Origin of the sequence: Eubacterium sp. AF22-8LB (assembly GCF_003458715.1) — a bacterium.
Lineage (GTDB): Bacteria > Bacillota_I > Bacilli_A > Erysipelotrichales > Erysipelotrichaceae > Holdemanella.
Map to the genome: position 1 here is coordinate 1 of NZ_QRVI01000014.1, position 18,421 is coordinate 18,421.

The window sequence follows — 18,421 nt, forward strand, 5'->3', positions numbered from 1 at the left end:
AAAAAAAAGGACCCGGCAGCTAGCTATCTTCGCAGGGGCAAGCCCAACTATTGTCGCCGTGAAAGTGCTTAACTTCTGAGTTCGGGATGAGTTCAGGTGTGTCCACTTTGCTATCGCCACCGGATCTTGAGTTCTCTTTCGATCCCTCAAAACCGAACAACTTTTCTGAAGAAACTACATATTCCTGATTAAGTCCTCGACCGATTAGTACCAGTCAACTCCGTACATCACTGCACTTCCATCCCTGGCCTATCTACCTTATCGTCTTTAAGGGGTCTTACTTCTTGCGAATGGGAGATCTCATCTTGGAGTAGGCTTCGTGCTTAGATGCTTTCAGCGCTTATCCTTTCCCTACTTAGCTACCCGGCTATGCCCCTGGCGGAACAACCGGTGCACCAGCGGTAGGTCCATCCCGGTCCTCTCGTACTGAGGACAGCTCTCCGCAGATCTCCTTCGCCCACAACAGATAGGGACCGAACTGTCTCACGACGTTCTGAACCCAGCTCGCGTACCGCTTTAATGGGCGGACAGCCCAACCCTTGGAACCGAATCCAGCTCCAGGATGCGATGAGCCGACATCGAGGTGCCAAACCTCGCCGTCGATGTGAACTCTTGGGCGAGATCAGCCTGTTATCCCCAGGGTAGCTTTTATCCGTTGAGCGACGGCCCTTCCATTCGGCACCGCCGGATCACTATTCCCGACTTTCGTCCCTGTTCGACTTGTAAGTCTCACAGTCAAGCACGCTTCTGCAATTGCACTCGGCGATTGGTTTCCATCCAATCTGAGCGTACCTTTGGGCGCCTCCGTTACTCTTTGGGAGGCGACCGCCCCAGTCAAACTGCCCACCTGACACTCTCCCCGTACCTGTTTTCGATACCAGGTTAGAACCCCGGTCACACAAGAGTGGTATCCCAACGTCGACTCCTCGTACACTGGCGTGCACGTCTCTTTGTCTCCCACCTATCCTGTACATGTATGACCAGAATTCAATATCAGGCTGCAGTAAAGCTCCATGGGGTCTTTCCGTCTAGTTGCGGGTAACCTGCATTTTCACAGGTACTAAGATTTCACCGAGTCTGCTGCCGAGACAGCGCCCAAATCGTTACACCTTTCGTGCGGGTCAGAACTTACCTGACAAGGAATTTCGCTACCTTAGGACCGTTATAGTTACGGCCGCCGTTCACTGGGGCTTCGGATCACTGCTTCAGATCGCTCTTAACAGATCCTCTTAACCTTCCAGCACCGGGCAGGTGTCACCCCCTATACTTCGTCTTGCGACTTCGCAGAGAGCTGTGTTTTAGTTAAACAGTCGCTTGGGCCTCTTCACTGCGGCTTAATTGCTTAAGCACTCCTTCTCGCTAACTTACGGAGTCATTTTGCCGAGTTCCTTGGCAACAGTTCTCTCGCTCACCTCGGGATTCTCTCCCTGCCCACCTGTGTCGGTTTTGGTACGGGCCGCATATGCATTGCCAGAAGCTTTTCCTGGAAGCCGTCATCATGTGCTTCGCTACTTTCCGAAGATTTCGCTTACCTGTCACGCTCTAGCCTTTCAGTTACCGGATTTGCCTGGTAACCAGCCGCTTCGCTTCGCCCTCAATCCATTAAGAGGGTCACACTATCCGTCTCCGTCACTCCTTCGCTCCATATACGGGTGCAGGAATCTTTCGCCTGCTTTCCATCCACTACGCCTTTCGGCCTCGCGTTAGGTCCCGACTTACCCAGGGCGGACGAACCTTCCCCTGGAATCCTTGGGCTTTCGGTGTGTAGGATTCTCACCTACATCTCGCTACTCACACCGGCATTCTCACTTCTATACAATCCACCGCTCCTCACGGTACGGCTTCTACTCGTATACAACGCTCCCCTACCACTATAGTTTCCTACAATCCGCAGTTTCGGTATCAGGCTTAGCCCCGGTACATTTTCGGCGCAGGGTCACTCGACTAGTGAGCTGTTACGCACTCTTTAAAGGATGGCTGCTTCTGAGCCAACCTCCTAGTTGTCTGGGCATCCCCACATCCTTTTCCACTTAGCCTGTATTTTGGGACCTTAACTGGCGGTCTGGGCTGTTTCCCTCTTGACCATGGACCTTATCACTCACAGTCTGACTGCCGGACATCCTTAATGACATTCGCAGTTTGATTGTATTCAGTACCCCGGGATGGGGCCATCACACATTCAGTGCTCTACCTTCACTAAGGTTCTTTCCGACGCTAGCCCTAAAGCTATTTCGGGGAGAACCAGCTATCTCCGGGTTCGATTGGAATTTCTCCCCTAGCCACAAGTCATCCGCTAACTTTTCAACGGTAGTCGGTTCGGTCCTCCATTGAGTTTCACCTCAACTTCAACCTGCTCATGGCTAGATCACCCGGTTTCGGGTCTGCAACATCCTACTTTCGCCCTCTTAAGACTCGCTTTCGCTTCGGCTCCGGTCTTTCCTCCTTAACCTCGCAGTCTGTCGCAACTCGCCGGTTCATTCTACAAAAGGCACGCCATCACCCCTTAACGGGCTCTGACTTCTTGTAGGCATACGGTTTCAGGTTCTCTTTCACTCCGCTCCCGCGGTTCTTTTCACCTTTCCCTCACGGTACTGGTTCACTATCGCTCACTCGTTTATATTTAGCCTTGGCGGATGGTCCCGCCTGCTTCCGACAAGATTCCTCGTGTCTCGCCGTACTCAGGATCCCATTAGGCTTCGCTCGGATTTCGGTTACAGGGCTTGCACCTTCTTCGGCCGGGCTTTCGATCCCGTTCTCCTATCCTCGCTCTTGCCATATCATGGTCCTTCAACCCCGGTCCTCAGACCGGTTTGGGCTTCTCCCCTTTCGCTCGCCGCTACTCAGGGAATCACTGTTGTTTTCTTTTCCTCCGGCTACTTAGATGTTTCAGTTCGCCGGGTACCTCTCTTGCAGGCCATGTATTCACCTGCAGATGACAGCTCATGTCTGCTGCCGGGTTCCCCCATTCGGACACCTCCGCTTCTTCGCTTCCTTACAGCTTCACGGAGCTTTTCGCAGTTTGGCGCGTCCTTCTTCAGTTTCGAGTGGCCAGGCATTCGCCGTACGCCCTTCCTTACTTAATCAGTGGTTCTCGTGTGTTTCGAGATGTTCTCTTTCAAGAACTGTTTTTTACTGTTTTCTCAGTTTATCTTACAACTTACGTTTTAGACCTTTTCTGTTATGTCTTTTCTTCTTAGTTGCTCAGTTTTCAAAGATCGATTCACTCTGAGAAGTCCTTGACCTCTCAAAACTAAACAGGTATACTCCCTATCTCCAATTTCCACGTTTCTTCTTTCTCCTTAGAAAGGAGGTGATCCATCCCCACGTTCCCGTAGGGATACCTTGTTACGACTTAACCCCAGTCATCGGTCCTGCCTTCGACGGCTCACTCCCCGAAGGGTTATGCCACCGGCTTCGGGCATTACCAACTCCCATGGTTTGACGGGCGGTGTGTACAAGGCCCGAGAACGTATTCACCGCGACATGCTGATTCGCGATTACTAGCGATTCCAGCTTCATGAAGTCGGGTTGCAGACTTCAATCCGAACTGAGACGTCCTTTATGAGATTCGCTTGCCTTCACAGGCTTGCCGCTCTTTGTAGACGCCATTGTAGTACGTGTGTAGCCCAGGCCATAAGGGGCATGATGATTTGACGTCATCCCCACCTTCCTCCGGTTTATCACCGGCAGTCTGATATGAGTCCTCAACTCAATGTTAGTAACATATCACAAGGGTTGCGCTCGTTGCGGGACTTAACCCAACATCTCACGACACGAGCTGACGACAACCATGCACCACCTGTCTCCTTGTTAACCTCGGATATATCTCTATACCTCTGCAAGGGATGTCAAGGCCTGGTAAGGTTCTTCGCGTTGCTTCGAATTAAACCACATACTCCACCGCTTGTGCGGGCCCCCGTCAATTCCTTTGAGTTTCACACTTGCGTGCATACTCCCCAGGCGGAGAACTTATTGCGTTAACTGCGGCACTGAGTTATTCCCCCAACACCTAGTTCTCATCGTTTACGGCGTGGACTACTAGGGTATCTAATCCTATTTGCTCCCCACGCTTTCGTGCTTCAGTGTCAGAATCCAGACCAGACGGCCGCCTTCGCCACCGGTGTTCTTCCATATATCTACGCATTTTACCGCTACACATGGAGTTCCGCCGTCCTCTTCTGTTCTCTAGCTGATCAGTTTCCAGAGCCAGTACGGGTTGAGCCCATACCTTTTACTCCAGACTTGATCTGCCACCTACGCACCCTTTACGCCCAATCATTCCGGATAACGCTCGCCACCTACGTATTACCGCGGCTGCTGGCACGTAGTTAGCCGTGACTTTCTGGTAAGATACCATCACTCACTCATCATTCCCTATGAGTGCCGTTTTTCTCTTACAACAGAGCTTTACGATCCGAAGACCTTCCTCACTCACGCGGCATTGCTCGTTCAGGGTTCCCCCCATTGACGAAAATTCCCTACTGCTGCCTCCCGTAGGAGTTTGGGCCGTGTCTCAGTCCCAATGTGGCCGTCCGCCCTCTCAGGCCGGCTATGCATCGTCGCCTTGGTGGGCCGTTACCTCACCAACTAGCTAATGCACCGCAGGTCCATCCATGTTCATGGCCATAGCCACTTTAATAGCAGTCAAATGCTTGTCTGCTACCTATCCGGTTTTAGCATCCGTTTCCAGAAGTTATCCCGGGCACATGGGCAGGTTACCTACGTGTTACTCACCCGTTCGCCACTAGATTCAGAAAAGCAAGCTTTCCTTCCTCTCGTTCGACTTGCATGTATTAGGCATGCCGCCAGCGTTCATCCTGAGCCAGGATCAAACTCTCCATTTGATTTAGCTCTTTGATGTCTCTGACATCTTTCTTTCAATTAATTGTTTGTTTCGAAATTGACGTTTTAGTTTGTATTTTATTTCCTGTTCAGTTTTCAAAGATCATGTGCACCTCAGCAGTGCTCATCTATATTACCAAATACTTCCCCTTTCGTCAAATGTTTTTTTTAACTTTTTTATCTTTTTTTCATTTTTATTACTGTATACGCTTTCATCGCCCGATTTAAAAAAATAAGGTCTTTTGACCTTATTCGAAATGTTCATACGCAATACTATTGATATTCGCCATTACATCAACACCCTTTTCACCAAGGCTCGTTAATACAACGATGCTATATGGTGTTTCACAATCCACAAAGCCTACACTATTATAGGCACAATTATACATACCATATTTTTGAGGCATATTCTGTTGTATAATTTTATCCAAATATTCACCAGGCTCTGCTTTTTTCATATTTGTGATTAAATCTTTATAATTTGCTTTATTCTTATATAAATAGGAAACTACATCATTCATCGTATTTGCCGTTGTTATATTCTCTGCAGAGTAATAATTTTCACTAATCGAATCCGTATACTTCTGCATTGCTTCCTTATACTCTTTCCATCCACCTAAGTTTTCATACAATATATGACCCGCATCATTATCTGAATATATAATCATTATATCTAATATATCCTTTAATGGTATCTGACTTCCAATTCCATAATCCGAGCTAATGACACCGTCATCTTCATGCATATATGATTTATATGTAAAAGTTGTATCTAAATCATACTTTCCCTCATTCACCATATCATAATATAGCATTGCCAACGGAAGTTTATATGTACTTGCTGCAACAAATTCTTCTTTTTCATTCATACTATATTTAATATTATGCTTTAAATCCGTAATACAATAAGATACTTTTTCATGATCAATATCATTTTCTTTTAAATACGCTTCAATTTCTTTTGCCAAAGCAGTATCGATATATTGACTATTATCTTTATTTTCAAGCTCTGTACTTTGATCTTCTTGAATTTCAGACAATTTGTTACCTGTAGATTTTTGTGCACCTTTTACTTGTGCAACCACTGTACTAAGTACAATTAAAATACTTGATAATAAAAGAATAATAACAACTTTATTTTTATTGTTCATATAGACCCTTTCAATCATGTAAAAAGAGTCTATTAAGACTCTTTTATATTCTAGTGTTTAAAATGACGAACCCCAGTGAATACCATTGCAATTCCATGCTCATTACATTCATCAATAGAAAGTTGATCTTTAATCGATCCTCCAGGTTGGATAATTGCTGTTACACCAGCTTTAATAGCTTCTTGGACCGTATCTGGCATAGGGAAGAAAGCATCACTAGCTAAAACAGATCCTTTTGCCTTTTCACCAGCTTGTTCAATCGCAATTTTTGCAGCACCAACACGGTTCATTTGGCCAGCACCTACACCAATTGTCATATTATCCTTTGCTAAGACAATCGCATTTGATTTTACATGCTTAACCACTTTCCATCCAAACAACAATTGTTCGATTTCTTCTTCCGTTGGTTTACGGTTTGTCACACACTTTAAATCTTCCTTGTTAATTTTATGCTGATCCATCTCTTGAACCAATAGACCATCATTAACATTTGTATATTTTAGCGCACTTGAAACAGATAAGCTAGTATCTAATTGCATTAATCGAATATTTTTCTTGCGAGTTAAAATTTCTAATGCCTCATCCGTAAATTCTGGAGCAATGATAATTTCCAAGAAAATCTTAGACAATTTTTCTGCCAATCCCTTTTCAACCTTCGCATTCAACGCTACAATACCACCGAAAATTGAAATAGAATCCGCTTCATATGCTTTATCCCAAGCCGCTTCAATATTTTCACCAATACCAACTCCACATGGATTCATGTGTTTAACACCAACAGCTGCATATTGACCTTCGAAATCTTTTAAAATTTCAATAGCTGCATTTCCATCCTGGATATTATTGTAAGACAATTCTTTTCCATGAAGCTGTTTTGCGTTAGCCAAAGAATATTGAGGATTCATGCCTTTGTAGAAGGCTGCCTTTTGGTGAGGGTTTTCACCATAACGCAAATCTTGAACCTTATCAAAAGTAATTGTCATACTTTCTGGGAATTCTTCATTTGTCTTCTTAGTTAAATAATCTGCAATCATAGCATCATAACGTGCTGTATGACGGAATACTTTTGCAGCTAATCGTTCACGCGTTTCTAACGTTGTTTCTTGATTTTCTCTAATTTCTTCAAGAACCTTGTCATAATCTTTTGGATCACAAATAACAGGAATACTTTGATAGTTTTTAGAAGCACTACGAAGCATGCTAGGACCACCAATATCAATGTTCTCAATGATTTCTTCGTGTGTTACACCTGGTTTTAATACTGTTTCTTTGAAAGGATATAAATTCACACAAACTAAATCGATATATTCAATTCCTAATTCCTTTAATTGACGTACATGATCTGGGTTTGAACGAACACACAATAAAGCTCCATGAACTTTTGGATGCAAAGTTTTTACACGTCCATCCATAATTTCTGGAAAACCAGTCACATCACTAATTCCAATTGGATGAATTCCGGCAGCTTCTAAAGCCTTTTTTGTTCCTCCAGTAGAAATAATTTCATACCCGCAATCTACTAATCCTTGTACAAATTCAACAAGACCCGTTTTATCAGATACACTTACTAATGCACGCTTCATTATTTTTCCTCCTCAATACTTTTTGCGACTTGTTCAATCACTTGCCAGAACAAATCATATTCCATCGCATGTACATGCGATTCTAATGTTTCAAGATCCCATGACGAATCAATTGCTACTCTTTCCTGACGAATAATAGGACCTGTGTCTACGCCTTCGTCTACAAAATGAACAGTAACGCCTGTTTGAGATACCTTCGCTTCAAACGCATCCTGGATACTGTGTGCTCCAGGAAATTCAGGTAAATAAGCTGGATGTAAATTAATAATTCGATTTGGATATGCACTTAATAAAGTGTGCCCAATAAAACGCATATATCCACTCAAAACAATCAAATCCACCTTTTTTTCTTTCAATACTTCTAAGATTGCCGCTTCATAACCTGCTTTACCATCATACCCTTTTGGATTGAAATAAAACTCTTCAATTCCATGATTACGCGCACGAACTCTTGCATATGCATTTTCTTTATCTGCAATCAAACAAGCACAGTTTACATGCAAAGAACCATCTTCTATATGCGATAAGATTGTTTCGAAATTAGTCCCCGAACCACTCGCAAATACCGCAATATTTACCATTGGACATCTACCTGTCCTGTCTCAGTTACTTTACCAACTACATAGCTAGGCTCATTGATTTCACTTAATGCTGCCTGTACTCTTGCAACATCAGCAGGATCTACCGCCATCACAAAACCAAGGCCCATGTTAAATACGTTATACATTTCCTTTGTAGAAATATCACCATTTTTTTGGATCAAATCAAAAATTGGAGGTTTTGGGAAAGCCTTAGTATTAATTTCAACACCCATGCCTTCCTTTAACATACGAGGCACATTTTCATAGAATCCACCACCTGTAATGTGGCTACAAGCCTTCAATGTAATACCATTGGCCTTGATATATTTTAATGCCTTAACATAAATCTTTGTAGGAGCCAACAACGCTTCTCCTAAAGTTTTACCTAATTCATCATAATATGTGTTCAAAGATTCTTCTGTAATATCAAACACATTACGAACCAATGAAAAACCATTACTGTGAACTCCAGTAGAAGGAAGGCCAATCAATACATCTCCTACATTAAGGTCCTTACCAGTAATCATATCTTTTTTATCGCAAACACCAACCGCAAAGCCTGCTAAATCATAATCGTCTTCTGGCATTAAACCTGGATGTTCTGCTGTTTCTCCACCGATTAAAGCGGCTTCAGATTGTAAACAACCTTCAGACACACCTTTTACGATATCTGCAATTTTTTCTGGAACGTTTTTTCCACATGCGATGTAATCCAAGAAGAATAATGGTTCTCCTCCTGCACACGCAATATCATTAACACACATCGCAACGGCATCAATACCAATCGTGTCATGTTTATTCATAACCATCGCTAGCTTAACTTTTGTTCCACAACCATCTGTACCTGAAAGTAATACTGGTTCTTCCATATCTTTAATTTTAGATAACGAGAAAGCTCCAGAGAAACCACCAAGTCCACCTAATACTTCTGGACGCATTGTTTTCTTAACATGCTCCTTGATCAATTCTACAGATTTATATCCTGCCTCTAAACTAACGCCTGCTGCTGCATAATGTTCTGCCATATTCTACTCCTTTACCTCATCTTTATAATCTTGTAAATCTTCTGGATATTCGCCTGTACAACAAGCTAAACAACTTGTTTCTGGTACACACTTTTTAAAATCTTCAACACTTAAGAAGCGCAATGAATCCACTTGGAATAATTGTTCCATTTCATCTACTGTATAGTTAAAAGCCGCCAAATCTTTTTGTGCCGTTGAATCAGCCCCATATAAACAAGGATATTTCAACATTGGCGAAGCTATACGTAAATGAACCTCTTTTGCCCCTGCTTCTTTTAATAACTGACATATTCTACGTGATGTAAATCCTTTTACAACACTATCATCAACTAGATATACACTTTTTCCTTTTACAACTGAGCTAATCGCATTCAAACGAACACGCATACCTTGCATCCTTTGTTGTTCTGTTGGACGAATAAATGTAGATCCGATATAACGATTCTTAATCAATCCTGTTTCATACGGTATATTCAACGTTCTAGCAAAACTAGCTGCCGCACTTAAAGCAGAGTCAGGAACACCTACAACGATATCTGCCTTTACATTTTCTTCTTTTGCCAAATAATATCCGCATTTTTTTCTGACTTCATGAACCGTTAGCCCATTATGAATACTATCCGGTCTAGAATAATATACATATTCTAAAGCACACGCCTTTGTTTCTGCTTTTTCAAAAATCTGACAAGACTTCATTCCTTCATTATCGAAACAAATCAATTCACCTGGATTAACCTCACGAACAAATTCACCACCAAGAATAGGGAATGAACAAGTTTCGCTGCTAATACAATAACCCTCATCTACTTGTGCAATATATAAAGAACGAATTCCATGTGGATCTCTCACGACATACAAGCTATCCTTTGTGATAACCATGAATGTATAAGCCCCACTCATCATATGACATGCTTTTGTAATCTTCTCTTCAAAAGAACCGGGGTTTAACTGAATCAAATGTGCCAACAACTCCGAATCACTTGTTCCTTGGAAAATCAATCCATCATTCTCCAGCTTAGTTCTTAATGAAACTGCATTTGTGATCATACCGCTAGATACAACCGCAAAATATCTCTGATGACTACGAACCATAATTGGCTGAACATTTTCCAATTGAGAATCATTTTTTGTAGCCATGCGAAGCTGGCCAATCGCAATATTACCATCTAAAGAATCTAATGTATCCTGCTTTAAATTCTCTGATAATAAGCCAAGTCCCTTTTTACAAACAACGCTATCTCCATCACTTACAGCCAAACCTACACCATCTTGTCCACGATGTTGAATAGCATGCATGGCTAAATAGATATTCTGGGCGGCTTGTTCGACATTGAACAAGCCTACGATCCCAGAAGAATCTTGAACTATTTTTTGCATTGTCATTCTACTTCACCTGCTTGTGTGTAAAATAGCGAACACCATTTGCGAAAATATCCTGGTCTTTGTTTCCAGCAATATTCTGGAACAAGCCTTTTTCATAACGTTCACTATGACCCATCTTACCAAAGATTTTTCCATCTTCAGAGAAGATACCTTCAATGGCCATACTTGAACCATTTAAGTTGTCTTTTCCATCCATTGTTGGTACACCATTTTCATTTACATATTGTGTTGCTACCTGACCATTTTCAATCAATTTATTTAACACTTCTTCACTCGCAACAAATTTACCTTCACCATGACTTACAGCTACAGAATATACACTTCCTGCCTTCATACCAGCAAGCCAAGGAGAAGCATTACTTGTAATGCGCGTACGTGCAATATGCGAAACGTGGCGGTTGATATTATTTATAAATAATGTTGGATTTTCTGTATCCAATTTTTCAATATCACCATAAGGCAACAATCCAGATTTAATCAATGCTTGGAATCCATTACAGATACCTAAAATCAAACCATCATTTGCACGCATTGCATCAATTGCTTGGGCAATCTTTGGATTTCGTAATACATTCGCAATAAATTTACCTGAACCATCTGGTTCGTCTCCACTACTAAACCCACCTACAATCATCAAGATTTGAGCTGTACTAATTTCTTCTGCCAAAGTATCAATACTCTTTTGAATATTTTCAACAGTTAAATTATTGAATACAACCTGTTTTACTTCAGCTCCAGCACGTTCAAATTTAGCTGTTGTATCAAACTCACAGTTTTGACCAGGGAAAATAGGAATAATTACCTTTGGTTTTTCCACTACAACCTTAGACATTGGTACTTCCACATCGTTTAAAGGAGTTTCTAGAGTATCTTTTCCTTCATCCACAATCATTGGATAAATTTCACTATAACGTTTTGTCCAAGCCTTAAATGCATCTTCGATTTCAACTGTTTCTTCATTTAATACAATCTTAGAATCATCATTTAAGATACCAATCAATTCTAAATGTTCATCCTGAATGCTTTCTGTAGCTTCTACAATCATTGAACCTAAATTAAATCCATATACATCTTCTTCTGTATTAATTGCAACACCGACTTTAGATCCAAATGCCATCTTTGCAACAGTTGCTCCTAATCCACCAAATTTAATTGTGCTTGCCGCAACAATCTTCTTTTCCTGCATCAATTTATGAACTGTTTCAAAGTTTTCCTTCAATTGTTCATAGTTTGGAACATGATTCTTAACCGGTGTATGTTTTACTAAGTATACATAGTCTCCAGGATTCTTGAATGAAGCAGATACGATATTATCTGTTTTTGCTGTAGTTACCGCAAATGTGATTACTGTTGGAGGTACATGAATATCTTTATACGTTCCACTCATAGAGTCTTTACCACCAATACTTGGTGTTTCAAATGCTAGCTGAGCATCAATTAAACCTAATAATGCTTCAAATGGTTGTCCCCATTTTTGTGCATCTGCACCTAAGTGCTCAAAATATTCCTGATTTGATAAACGACACTTCTTATAGTCAGCACCCAATGCCGTAATACGAGCTAATGCTTCAACAACTGAATAACTTGCACCTAAATATGGAGAATATTTAGACACCTTTGGATCATATCCATATGTCATAACAGAACATGTATTTGTCATTCCATGAACCGGTAATTTCTGTACAGAACCTTCTTCAGGAGTTAATTGATATTTACCTCCAAAAGGCATCAATACTGTACTCTTACCAATAGAAGCATCAAACATTTCTGCTAAACCAATCTGACTTGCAACATTCGCATCTTGTAAAACCGTATTTAAATCTGATTTAACTGCATCAAATGGATGTTCATCATATTCATTTTCACAAACATCAACAACCTGATGCTGACGTACACCGTTTGTATCCAAGAACGCACGAGACATGTCAACAATTGTTTCCCCACGCCATTTCATGATTAAACGATTTGTATCTGTGACATCTGCAACTTTGATAGCCTCTAAGTTTTCCTTATATGCTTCTTCTTTGAATTTTTCAAAATCTTTGGCTTCAATACATACAGCCATCCGCTCTTGTGATTCACTGATTGCAAGCTCTGTACCATCTAAGCCTTGATATTTAACTGGAACTGCATCTAAATTGATATCCAATCCGTCCGCAAGTTCACCTACGGCAACACTAACTCCACCAGCTCCAAAATCATTTGCCTTCTTGATTAATTTTGTACAAGCTGGATTTCTGAATAAACGTTGTAATTTACGTTCAATTAAGGCATTACCCTTTTGAACTTCACTTGAACATTTTTCCAAACTTGTTTCATTATGCTCTTTACTTGAACCTGTAGCTCCACCAATTCCATCACGACCTGTAGCTCCACCAATCATAACAATGATATCGCCAGGTTGAGGTTGTTCACGTTTTACATGTGATTTTGGAGCAGCACCGACTACAGCACCAACTTCCATACGTTTGGCAACATAGCCATCATCATAGATTTCATCTACAAATGTAGTTGCCAAACCAATCTGGTTACCATAACTTGAATAACCTTGAGCTGCTGTTTTAGAAATCTTTGACTGAGGTAATTTGTGCTCTAGTGTTTCACTAATTGGTTTAGTAATATCTCCGGCACCTGTAATACGCATAGCCTGGTATACATAGCTACGTCCTGATAATGGATCACGAATAGCTCCACCAATACAAGTACTAGCTCCACCAAACGGTTCAATTTCTGTAGGGTGGTTATGTGTTTCATTTTTAAACATCAATAACCATTGTTCATCTTTTCCATCAACATCTACTGTAATTTCTACACTACATGCATTGATTTCATCGGTAATTTCCATATCATCAAGCTTGCCTTGTTTACGAAGATATTTACCAGCAATGGTAGCCATATCCATCAATGTTTTTTCTTTGCGGTTTCCATGAACTTCCTGGCGTAATTTCAAATATTTTTCATAAGAAGCCTGCAATTCATCTGATAATGTATCCAAATGGAAACAAACATCATCCAATACAGTTTCAAAAGTAGTATGACGACAGTGATCTGACCAATATGTATCTAACACACGGATTTCAGTCATTGTGCAATCTCTTTTTTCTTCTTTTTCGAAGTAACGTTGAACATGCTCAATGTCCGCTTGAGACATGGCCAACCCTAAAGTTGTACGTAAAGAATTTAATTCTTCTTTACTCATCTTTGTAAAACCATCTAAAACAGGAACGTCTTGTACATCAACATCCTGATCATCTACTAATACAGAAAGGTCTTTTACACGCGCTTCAACAGGGTTAACAATATAGTGTGTGATTTTATCTAGTGTTTCTTCATTTACTGGGTTTGCGAACACCAATAAAGTACCTGAATGAATACGTACAGTTTGTTTATTATTCAAAAGCATTAAACATTGCATTGCACTGTCAGCTCTTTGATCGTATTGACCTGGCAAAAATTCGTATGCCAAATAAGATTTATCTGTTAAATCTACAGAATCATATACATCATCAGTAACAACTTCACTACAAACATTTTTCTTTAATAATTCAATATCATTTTCATCGGCATTAAAAATATCATATAAATTGTATTTTGTTAGACCAAACTCTTCTCCTAAAGATAAAGATTGTCTTAATTCAGCCGCTAATGATTCACTTTCAACTTGAAACTGTTCTTTTTTATGAACAAAAATACGAGTATCCATTTCCTTCTCCTTATTCAACAATTGACTGTTCTAATACTTTTTGTGCTTGTTCTTTTTTAAATTCAACAATTTTATCCTGCAAAGACTTATCATTAAGTCCAATCATCTGACAAGCTAAGATAGCAGCATTTCTTGCTCCTGATTTTCCAATCGCAACAGTCGCAACAGGAACTCCTTGAGGCATTTGTACTGTCGACAATAATGAATCCAATCCACCTAAAGCAGATGTCTGAATAGGGATTCCAATAACCGGCAATGGTGTAGAGCTAGCTAAAACTCCAGCTAAATGTGCTGCTCCTCCAGCTGCCGCAATAATAACTTGAATTCCACGTTCGCATGCAGTCTTAGACAACTCCAAAACAGCTTCTGGAGTACGGTGAGCACTTAATACACGAACCTCGTAGCCGACTTGAAAATCGTCTAATTGTTTCATGCAGCCTTCCATACTAGGTAAGTCTGAACGAGAACCCATCACAATTAAAACACGCTTTGTTTCCATAAATGACCTTCCTTTCAAAACAAAAAAAGCGCACCTATAGTAGGCGCACTTAAAAAAGCAATTCTTCTCTATCAATTGTGGTAAATCTTCTTAAGACCATAAGTAAGACCTCCAAAATCAGAAAAACACTTCTGCAAGATTATAATACCTAAAACCAACTCAAATGACAACCCAATATTTCATTAAAGTTGCTCTCTAGGTATAAACAATTTGTATTTACGTAAATCAAACATATAAACAATTGAACTCAATCCCCAAGTAATAGGGTATAACCAATGGGTTAAATACAAACTGTGTATACTTTGGCCAATTGTCATTAGTACAACAACACGAACAGCACACCAACATACAAGCATGACCACCATTGGCATTACTGGTCGTCCAAGCCCTCTTAAAATACTAGAAACAACATGTGAGAAGCCCAAAAGAACATAGAAGAAGGCACAGATTTTAGCACGATCTACCCCAATCGCAATTACTTCTGGATTTTGATTAAAGAATGAAATAAAGGTTGGCGCAAACAAGTAGATCAAAATCCCCATGCCTTCAATTAAAAGTAAAGAAGCAGCAAGCCCAAACAAGATTCCTTTTCGCGAACGTTCCTTTTGTCCGGCTCCTTCATTTTGCGACACAAACGTTGTAAGTGCCATTGAAAAAGAAATTTCAGGAAGGAAGATAAACCCTTCAACCTTTGAATATGCACCAATTCCTGCAATAGCTGCAGCGCCAAACGAATTAATATATGATTGAATCATGACATTCGCAAAATCAATGACACAGCCTTGCAGTCCTGTAGGCAAACCGTAGATACAAATTTGTTTCAGGTTTTCAAAATGCAAAGTTAAATGTGCCCAAGAAATATGCAAAATACTTTCTTCTCTAGCTAACTGCAAAGCACATAAAAACATACTCGCAAATTCAGAAATAATTGTTGCCCAGGCAGCTCCGGCAACTCCCATCTTAAACACCGTAATGAATACAACATCTAAAATCACATTTAATATAGAACTGACAATCAAATAATAGAGTGGATGTTTGGCATCACCACCAGCTCGGATGATTCCCACAAGCATGTTATATAGAACCAAAGAAAAACTGCCTAAAAAGTATATTTTTAAATATATTGAAGATAGACCAAACACCTCTATAGGCAAGCCCATCCATCTCAACATTTGATCTGTCAATAGATAACCACTGACTGTCATAATAAGCCCTAAGATTATTCCAAATGTAGCCGTTGTATATATCGCTTTCTTTGTTCGCTCTTCATCTTGGGCCCCAATCGCATTCGCTATAATTACGCTAGCGCCTGTCGCAAACCCATTAAAAAATCCTACAAACAAAAAAATCAATGAGCCAACACCTGTAACGGCAGCTAATGCATTTTGCCCTAAAAAGTTCCCTACAATCAATGCATCCATTGTGTTGTAGAGTTGTTGAAAAAGATACCCAATGAATATAGGTACCGCATAGCCAATAATTTGTTTGGCAATACTTCCTTTTGTCATCAATTGAATCGATCCTTGTTTTGCCATAAAAATCCTCCCCATACAAGAAAAGCCTGCACCAACATAAGTTAGTACAGGACTTTACTTTGCCCTAATATCCATTAGGATACATCATATGTTATTTACAATCAAACTATTTAATATAAGCAGTCGCAATCGATTGAGCCCAATTATAAATAGATGTTGTGTGCATTCCTTTAACATCCTTGCTTCTTAAACAATATGTCTTCGTCGAATCCACAGGTAAATAACCACATAATTCACTTTGACGCACCAAAGCATTATGATAGTTTTCTTTCGATACTTCATTATCCGATGTATACATTCCTGCATCTAAATACGTATCTAGTTCTTCATCACTTAAACGTCCAAAGTTATTTGTAGCACCTGTTCTTAAAATAAAGTTAATACCTGTATCATCAGGAGAACCATAAGAAAAGCCTAGATATGTCGCATCCCAGCTATCTGTCTGTGCATCATCCTGCACGGTACTAATAACTGTATTAAATTCAACAGTATTCGCTTTAAAATCAATGCCAATCGCATTCAAGCATTTCTGTAAAACTGGAATCAAAGAATCTAAAGAATCCTTATCCTTGTTTGCCAAGAAACGAACCGTTAATTTTTCACCATCTTTATAACGATACCCATCATCTGCCAATTTGTATCCAGCATCCTCTAAGATTTGATTCGCCTTTTCAACATCATAATCATAATAAGTGACACCATCAACCTTTTCTTCATTACGAATCATAGTTCCATTATTTAATGACACGGGATTGCCAAAAGTACCTGGCTTATACGCCATACCATCAATCTGATAATAGTTATCAATATATTCTTGTGCGTTAAATCCATATCCAATTGCTTTTCTTACCTCGCCATCACTACAAGCTCCCACATTAGAATTAAAGATAATGAAGTTTTCACGATCACTTGGATACGAATCGACAGAAAGGTTTTTATTCTTTTGTACAGATTTGATTTTATTCGCCTCAATCACATCCGGAATATAATCCACAGTTCCATTTTCTAATTCCTTTACTTCAGTTGAAGTATCCGTCTTTTTGATCATAATTTTAGAAATCTGATATTGACCTTTTTTAGCCTTATACTTTGAATTTGAAACTAAACTGGCCCCACTTGTTTTTTCAAATTTCTTTAACACATACGCACCTGTTCCAATTGGCTTACTATTTTTCTTTTCGATACTCTCTGTTTTTCCTTTTTTATAGTTTAAATATTCAGAACTACAGATTTTCTGTGTTCCAAGCGTAGAAACAGCATCAATTCTTGGTTTATTTAAATGAAATACAACTGTATAGTTATCTGGAGTTTCAATTCCTCTAAAGCTAGATGCATCTGAATCATGATACTCACTATATCCATCTAGAAAATCAACATTATTCGCAAATCGACCTGTATAGCTTGGATCAGCCATAACCGCAAATGTTGTCTCTACGTCTTTTGCAGTGAATTTAGATCCATCACTAAACTGAATGCCCTTCTTTACTTTAAAAGTCATTGTCTTACCATCTTCACTGATTTCAGGTAAGGACTTAGCCAAATCTGCAACCAACTCTCCTTTTTTGTTGTATTTCAACAATCCTTGATAAACCAAATCAACGACATAAGAATCATTTGTCGTTTGGTAATACATAGGTGAAAAAGTTCCATTCATTTCTGAACTCAATCCCACTGTCAACACTTGATCATTACCTGCTGCTTTTGTGCTGCAGCCACACATCAACAAAGCTAATCCACATGCTAATATTTTCTTATACATATCTTTTACCTCCTAAGCATCTACTCTTTATACCACCACCAGTCTGCTGACATATTTCATCACTCTCCTTATAAATTAAAAAAATCCTGCATCAAATTTAATAATTTGACACAGGACAGAATATCAAAATAATCTGCGGTACCACCTGAATTGGTATAGTTATACCCATCTCTAGAATGCCATCACATTCGATCCATTTAACGCATAGAATACGTCGCAGTTACTAAGAAACTCTTTTCACCTTGCCCTTGAAAGTCCATTTGCTAAGTCGTAATAATCTAGCTTCCACCCCGACTAGAATCTCTTTGTATCCGGTTCTTAGTTTGATCTCTTTCGCATCGGTTGCTTATAGGATACACC

The 18,421-nt window shown here is 40.0% G+C and carries 9 protein-coding genes and 3 rRNA genes; all 12 read right to left on the minus strand.

Annotated elements, in window-relative coordinates; translation table 11 throughout:
• Positions 1–10: 10 nt before the first annotated feature.
• The 12 genes from rrf to DWY01_RS06715 all read right to left on the minus strand — a co-directional run bounded on the left by rrf (position 11) and on the right by DWY01_RS06715 (position 18,061).
• Positions 11–124: ribosomal RNA gene (rrf, locus tag DWY01_RS06660) — 5S ribosomal RNA — on the minus strand.
• Positions 125–184: 60 nt separating this feature from the next.
• Positions 185–3,083 (minus strand): 23S ribosomal RNA (locus DWY01_RS06665).
• 220 nt (positions 3,084–3,303) lie between these two features.
• Positions 3,304–4,844, minus strand: a 16S ribosomal RNA gene (locus DWY01_RS06670).
• The 16S, 23S and 5S rRNA genes sit together here, the layout of an rRNA operon.
• A 246-nt stretch (positions 4,845–5,090) precedes the next feature.
• On the minus strand, positions 5,091–5,993 hold the full coding sequence (locus DWY01_RS06675; RefSeq protein ID WP_199519908.1) for a serine hydrolase: 903 nt from the start codon (positions 5,991–5,993) through the stop codon (positions 5,091–5,093).
• 50 nt (positions 5,994–6,043) lie between these two features.
• The gene (gene purH, locus DWY01_RS06680) at positions 6,044–7,579 is read right to left on the minus strand and encodes a bifunctional phosphoribosylaminoimidazolecarboxamide formyltransferase/IMP cyclohydrolase (RefSeq protein WP_243001982.1); all 1,536 of its coding nucleotides are present in this window, start codon (positions 7,577–7,579) and stop codon (positions 6,044–6,046) included.
• Complete coding sequence (gene purN / locus DWY01_RS06685; protein WP_117995373.1) at positions 7,576–8,157, minus strand: phosphoribosylglycinamide formyltransferase; 582 nt, start codon at positions 8,155–8,157, stop codon at positions 7,576–7,578. Before purN ends, purH begins: the two co-directional genes overlap by 4 nt.
• A complete protein-coding gene (purM, locus tag DWY01_RS06690; RefSeq protein ID WP_117995376.1) occupies positions 8,151–9,182 on the minus strand; it encodes a phosphoribosylformylglycinamidine cyclo-ligase in 1,032 nt (343 codons plus the stop codon). Before purM ends, purN begins: the two co-directional genes overlap by 7 nt.
• A 3-nt stretch (positions 9,183–9,185) precedes the next feature.
• Positions 9,186–10,565 (minus strand): amidophosphoribosyltransferase, encoded by a 1,380-nt coding sequence (purF, locus tag DWY01_RS06695; RefSeq protein ID WP_117995379.1) that lies wholly within the window; start codon positions 10,563–10,565, stop codon positions 9,186–9,188.
• Position 10,566: 1 nt separating this feature from the next.
• A complete protein-coding gene (locus tag DWY01_RS06700) occupies positions 10,567–14,268 on the minus strand; it encodes a phosphoribosylformylglycinamidine synthase (RefSeq protein WP_117995383.1) in 3,702 nt (1,233 codons plus the stop codon).
• Between the two features lie 10 nt (positions 14,269–14,278).
• The gene (gene purE / locus DWY01_RS06705; protein ID WP_003865622.1) at positions 14,279–14,767 is read right to left on the minus strand and encodes a 5-(carboxyamino)imidazole ribonucleotide mutase; all 489 of its coding nucleotides are present in this window, start codon (positions 14,765–14,767) and stop codon (positions 14,279–14,281) included.
• Between the two features lie 182 nt (positions 14,768–14,949).
• Positions 14,950–16,302, minus strand: coding sequence for an MATE family efflux transporter (locus DWY01_RS06710; protein ID WP_199519909.1), 1,353 nt, complete (start codon positions 16,300–16,302; stop codon positions 14,950–14,952).
• 106 nt (positions 16,303–16,408) lie between these two features.
• Positions 16,409–18,061, minus strand: a complete 1,653-nt coding sequence (locus DWY01_RS06715) for an ABC transporter substrate-binding protein (RefSeq protein WP_117995385.1) — start codon at positions 18,059–18,061, stop codon at positions 16,409–16,411.
• Positions 18,062–18,421: the final 360 nt, after the last annotated feature.